Genomic DNA, 4,924 nt, shown 5'->3' on the forward strand with positions numbered 1-4,924 from the left:
TGGTGGTTCGTGCTGCCTGGACAGCCCTCGGTGTGCGCAGAGCTGTCCCAGCAAATCAACCACTCGACGACCGGTTCTTCCGGTAGCTGTCCCTGAATTGGGGCAGCGGTTGTGAGTGGCGACACTGTCGCGTCGGCGGCGATCCGCCGCCGACAGCGACTACCCAGTGCCGAAGCTCATCCCAGCCGTCTCTTCGAGACGGGCCGAGCACAGTTCACCCAGATTCAGCGCTTACTGGACAAGACAGTGCGGCTGTCGATGTGATCGACTGAGTCTTCCTCCTGCACCGCTGCCCACTCGGATTCGTCGTCGATCGCTCGAGCCATCCGCTCGTAGGCCCCCTCGGGAACGTCCAGATCGAACCGCTCCGCGGTGTGGACGTTCGTCAGTTCGAACAGGCGCTGGTAGAACGGGTCCGAGCGAACCTCGTCGTAGATCTCCTCCATCGACCGGACGTCCTCGAGGGACTCGTTGTCGATCTCGAGTAACTCCTGCATGCGATCCATCACGTGCTCGAGGGTGTCCTGACGGACGCGGGCCAGCGCCTGCTGGAGGGTCAGTTGCCCGCCGTCGTCGGCGGTATCGCTCGAGAGCACCTCGGTCACGTCCGAGCCGACCAGCGAGTTGCCCGCCTTGAGGTGGTGATCGAGGAAGGCCAGGGGCTGGTCGGCGGCGAGGGTCTCGAGCCACATCGACAGTTTGGCGAGTTCGACGGCCATCCCGTTCAGGTCGACGCCGTAGATACACTCCTTGGCGACGTCCCGGCGAACCCGTTGCTCGTCGAAGGCCGTCGCCTCCTCGAGTTCGCGCACCTCCTCCATCACCTGCTGGGCGAGATACTCCGTCGCCCGTGTGAGGAAGTGGCCGCTGCCCATCGCGGGGTCGAGGATCTTCAGGTCCGTCACCCGCCTGTAGAAGGCCCCGAGATACTCGTGGGTGCCCGGCTCGAACCCCTGCGACTCGAGATCGTTCTTGATCTCCTCGACCAGCGGTCCCACCGTCTCCTCGACGATGTAGGTCACGACGTAGTCGGGCGTATAGTAGGCGCCCGTCGCCTTCCGCTCGCCCTCGTCGTTGACGACGTACAGTCCGCCCTCGTCGACGGTCTCGACCGCCGCCGCGACCGACACCTCCGTCGCGGGTTTCCAGACCTGCCCGCCGTCCTCCGAGACGGCGGCGTAGGCCTCGGGCGCGATCCGGAACTGGTGCTCGAGTAACCCCTCGTAGACGCTGCCCAGATGGCGAGTGTCGAGGTCGGCGTAGTCGGCCAGCACGTACCGCCCCGCCTCGTTCTCGGTGGTCGAGATCCGGTAGATCACCTCCGCGAGGTAGCGGTTGCTCACGTCGTGATCGGTCAGGAAGTCGTGTTTCTCCCGATTAAAGAGCCCGCCGTTGTACGGCGGAATCCCCAGGCTCTCCTCGCCCTCGTCGATCAGCCGGAACAGGTCCTCGAGCCGGCTCCACATCGTCGTCGAGTGCTCGCTGTACGTCTCAAAGCCGTCGTCGACCTCCCCGATCTCCTCGTGGATCTCGAGGCGCAGTTCGTCGAGGCTGAAGTTCGACTCGTACTCCGCGACGGCGTCCCCGTCCTCGGGGTGGATCAGCCCGCGGGACTCGGCGTAGAGGACGAACATCAACCGGTACAGCAGGACGAGCGACTGCTCTTTGAGTTCGGCCAGCGCCGCGTCGTCGCCGGGATCGATCTCGAGGTCGTTCGTCTCCACGAAGCCACGACCCAGCACCCGCAGCGCGGTGAAGACGTTGTCCTGCAAATCCTCGCCGAGTTCCTGGGCGACCGTCTCGCTTTCGGACCACACCGACTCGAGGAACGTCGACCCCGACCGCTCCCGGAACGCCTCGGGCCGGAAGAAGACGTAGAAGTACTTGAACGCCTCCAGGTTCCCGCGCTCGAGCAGCGCGGGCAGGTCGATCTCGTAGTAGGTCTGGGTCTCGTACTCCTTGGTCCCGTACAGTCGCCAGGTCCGTCCGTTCGTCAGGATCCCCCACTGGACGTTCTCGGGGGTGCGCTCGAGGTAGTGTTTGATCTGGTGGGAGGCGTTCCGGTAGGGCCGTCGCTCGCTAAATCGCTGGTCGAAGTCGGCGTCCCAGCGCTTGGCCTCCAGAATCCCGACGCCGCGATCGAACAGGTCCGCGGTGTCCTCGGTGTCGAGATAGGTGGCGGCCGCCTCGCGTCTGGTCGCCGTGTCCTCGAACAGCAGGCTGTCGACGAACCCGCTCCCGTCGGGCAGCGTCGTCTCGACGTTCGTCCCGAACCCCAGGATCTCGAGCACCTCGTCGATCCAGTTGTCGATCAGCGAGTCCTCGCCGTACCCCGCCACCAGCTCCCGCTCGTCGCGGTACAGCGCCTGCAACTCCTCGAAGACCGCGCGGGCCTCGTCGTCGCAGTCCCACTCGTCTCGCTGCTGCACCCGGTCGTCGAGATAGTGTCCCGAGAAGAGATTCGAGTTCGTGTAGCAGCGCTCCGAGCGCGTCGCCTGGCTCATGTTGAATAGATGAAAGCAGTCGTGACATCCACAAATAGATGACGGAGACGTGGTCCTCGAGGGCCGGGCCGTCTCCAGTTCGCCACGCAAACCGATATCCAGCTCACCTATTGTACCTACCGTACCTACCTCACCTTACTCAGCCAAATCAGCTGGGATAGCTACCTATTGTACCGTAGCTGCCGTCGCTCCCGTTCCGACTCGAGCGCCCCCACCTCGCTCACCCACGCCTTCTTTAGGACCCGTCACCCAGCAGAGGGTATGCACGTCGTCGTCAACGCCGCCATGAGCGCGGACGGGAAGCTCTCCTCGAGACGCCGCGAACAGATCGCCATCAGCGGCGACGAGGACTTCGCGCGGATGGACCGCCTCCGGGCCGACAGCGACGCCGTCGTCGTCGGTGTCGGCACCGTCCTCGCCGACGACCCCCACCTCACCGTCAAGGACGAGTCGCTGATCGACGAGCGCCGGGACCGGGGCGAACCTGCCCACCCGGCTCGAGTGGTCGTCGACTCGACGGGACGGACCCCGCTGGACGCGGCCGTCCTCGACGACACGGCGACGACCTACGTCTGTACGAGCGAGCGGGCGACGATCGACGACCGGATGGACCTCTCGAACCGGGCGGAGCTGGTCACGGCCGGCGACGACCGGGTCGACCTCCTGCGGGCGTTCGCGACGCTGCAGGGCCAGGGCCTCGAGCGGATCATGGTCGAGGGCGGCGGGGAACTCATCTTCTCGCTGTTCGAGGCCGGCCTCGTCGACGAGCTACGGGTGTTCGTCGGCCCGAAGGTGATCGGCGGGCGGGACGCCCCGACGCTTGCCGACGGCGAAGGGTTCGTCGCCGACTTCCCGATCCTCGAACTCGAGAGCCTCGAGCGCGTCGGCGAGGGGGCGCTGTTGACCTGGCGAACGGCCGAGCGCTGAATCGGTCCCGTCACACATTTGCGCGCTCGTGTCCTACGACCGGGTATGGAACGAGCTACGTTCGGCGGCGGCTGTTTCTGGTGTGTCGAGGCGGCTTTCGAGCAACTCGAGGGCGTCGAATCGGTCACGTCGGGCTATGCGGGCGGTCACACCGAGGATCCCACCTACAGGGCGGTCTGCTCCGGGAGTACGGGCCACGCGGAGGTCGTCCAGCTCGAGTACGATCCCGAGACGGTCGCCTACGAGGACCTGCTCGAGGTGTTCTTCACGATCCACGACCCGACCACGAAGGACCGCGAGGGACCGGACGTCGGCAGCCAGTACCGCTCGGCGATCTACACCCACGACGACGACCAGCTCGAGACGGCTCGAGCCTTCGCCGAGGAACTCGAGGCGGAGGGGCTCTACGAGGGAATTGTCACCGAGATCGAACCGCTCGACACCTTTTACGAGGCCGAGGAGTACCACCAGAACTATTTCGAGAAGAATCCCAACGACGCCTACTGCTCGATGCACGCGGCGCCGAAAGTCGAGAAGGTCCGCGAGAAGTTCGCCGCGAAGGCGACGCCCGAGAACTGATGCGGATCGCTGTACCGATGTACCGGCGCAACCGCGACCCGTGCGGCGGTTACGCCGGTACTGACGTACAGGAAACCGTCTGAGACTCGAGCGACGCGGTCGGAGGACGCCGACCCTCGGGCCTCGTCACTCGGAGATCGTCAGGATCCCGTTGTTGGCGGTAACCTCGCTGGCGCCCGCGGGCAGCTCGAACTGGAACTGCCGGTCGTCCATGACGACGATCACCGTCTCGCCGACGACGTCGACGGACATGTCGGCGGCGTCGGAGCCGAAGTCGACGGTGATCATGCTGCCGTCCTCGTCGTTCAGTTCGCGGACGACCGCATCGTCGGTGTGACCGTCTCGGAGCTGTTTTGGGACTCGCATGGTTCCACTAGGCGCCCACCGACCGTAAGCACCACCCCCGCAGCATCCGGCCGTCCAACTCGATGCGTTGCGGCCGCCAACCGGCGGAAATCGAGGCTCCCCGGTCGGTTTCGTCTCGGGTCGACCGTGCGCTCATTCGAAGGCCGTACCGTCACAAGCGTTCCCGGCGTCGACCGACTCGTATGCCAGTCGGCAAACTCGGTCCGGAAGACGTCGTAACCGCACAGCCAGACGACGACGGAACGCTGACGGGGATCGTCACGCTCGACGACCTCGTGGCGACGATCGGCGAACAGCTCGAGAACGTCTCCGAGACGATCGAGGTCCAGTCGCCGGGCTACAGCCCGTAGCGTTCCCGAAACCGAGCCGTTTTCGACGGGTAAGCGGTCCCTTCCGCGAGCGTCTCTCGCTCGTTCGACCGAAACCGCCCGGTAGTGACGCCATCGCTCGAGCCGGGCGGAACGGCCGCTCCCGCCTCATAAACTCGTAACCACGATACAGAAACCGCGCCGTAACAATGACCGGGGAGGCCGTCGACCGATGCGAGA

3 protein-coding genes and 2 pseudogenes are annotated in these 4,924 nt (G+C 65.4%); 3 read left to right on the forward strand and 2 right to left on the reverse strand.

Annotated elements, in window-relative coordinates; translation table 11 throughout:
* Positions 1-275: 275 nt before the first annotated feature.
* A pseudogene (locus tag ACNA7R_RS19175) lies at positions 276-2,504 on the reverse strand (DNA methyltransferase); the annotation flags it as partial.
* Between the two features lie 261 nt (positions 2,505-2,765).
* Here ACNA7R_RS19175 and ACNA7R_RS19180 point away from each other — a divergent pair.
* Positions 2,766-3,431, forward strand: coding sequence for a 2,5-diamino-6-(ribosylamino)-4(3H)-pyrimidinone 5'-phosphate reductase (locus ACNA7R_RS19180; protein WP_416285118.1), 666 nt, complete (start codon positions 2,766-2,768; stop codon positions 3,429-3,431).
* A gap of 45 nt (positions 3,432-3,476) precedes the next feature.
* A complete protein-coding gene (gene msrA / locus ACNA7R_RS19185) occupies positions 3,477-4,010 on the forward strand; it encodes a peptide-methionine (S)-S-oxide reductase MsrA (protein ID WP_416285119.1) in 534 nt (177 codons plus the stop codon).
* A 126-nt stretch (positions 4,011-4,136) separates the two neighbouring features.
* On the opposite strand, the gene ACNA7R_RS19190 is transcribed toward msrA, so the two are convergent.
* The gene (locus tag ACNA7R_RS19190; RefSeq protein ID WP_416285120.1) at positions 4,137-4,376 is read right to left on the reverse strand and encodes a hypothetical protein; all 240 of its coding nucleotides are present in this window, start codon (positions 4,374-4,376) and stop codon (positions 4,137-4,139) included.
* A gap of 230 nt (positions 4,377-4,606) precedes the next feature.
* On the opposite strand from ACNA7R_RS19190, the pseudogene ACNA7R_RS19195 reads away from it, so the two are divergent.
* A pseudogene (locus ACNA7R_RS19195) lies at positions 4,607-4,726 on the forward strand (CBS domain-containing protein); the annotation flags it as partial.
* Positions 4,727-4,924: the final 198 nt, after the last annotated feature.

The sequence above is a fragment of the Natronococcus sp. genome, assembly GCF_047921035.1.
GTDB lineage: Archaea > Halobacteriota > Halobacteria > Halobacteriales > Natrialbaceae > Natronococcus.